Genomic DNA, 612 nt, shown 5'->3' with positions numbered 1-612 from the left:
GTGCAGTGGTCGCCGGGGACACCGGCCGGGGCGGTCGGGCGGGCGGCGCCCGGGCTCGCCGTCCTCGATCCCGGGACGTGCGCCGAATGCCCGCCCGCCGCTTTCGACTCGGCCGGCCGGCTGCTCAACGGGGAAGAGGCGATAGGGGAGTTGGTGAACCGCGGCGCCAACCCCTTCGAGGGCTACTGGCGCAACCCGGAGGCGGACGCCGAGCGACGACGGGCGGGCTGGTACTGGACCGGCGACCTCTTCTACCGCGACACCGACGGCTACCTCTACTTCGCCGGCCGCACCGACGACCGCCTCCGCGTCGACAGCGAGAACCTCGCCGCCGCGATGATCGAGAACATCCTCGCCCGCTACGAGGGCGCCGACGCCGTGGCGGTCTACGCGGTACCGGACCCGGTGACCGGCGACCAGGTCATGGCCACGATCGCCGGGCACTTCGACCCCCTCGACTTCGCGGAGTTCCTCCTGGCCCAGCCCGATCTGGGGACGAAGATGGCACCCCGGTTCGTGCGGGTGGTGGAGCGGATGCCGGTGACCGCGACCAACAAGATCCATCGGGCGGGGCTCAGGAGGGAGGGGGTCCGGTGCTCCGATCCGGTGTGG

The 612-nt window shown here is 72.4% G+C and carries 1 protein-coding gene; it reads left to right on the top strand.

The window, feature by feature from the left end; genetic code table 11:
* On the top strand, positions 1–612 hold a 612-nt coding region (locus tag AC31A1_RS52325; RefSeq protein WP_489660063.1), incomplete at both ends, for an AMP-binding enzyme.

The organism is Streptomyces sp. P5F9 (assembly GCF_057961495.1).
Note: the sequence above shows the minus strand (reverse complement) of the source record. Positions and strands in the feature narration are given on the sequence as shown.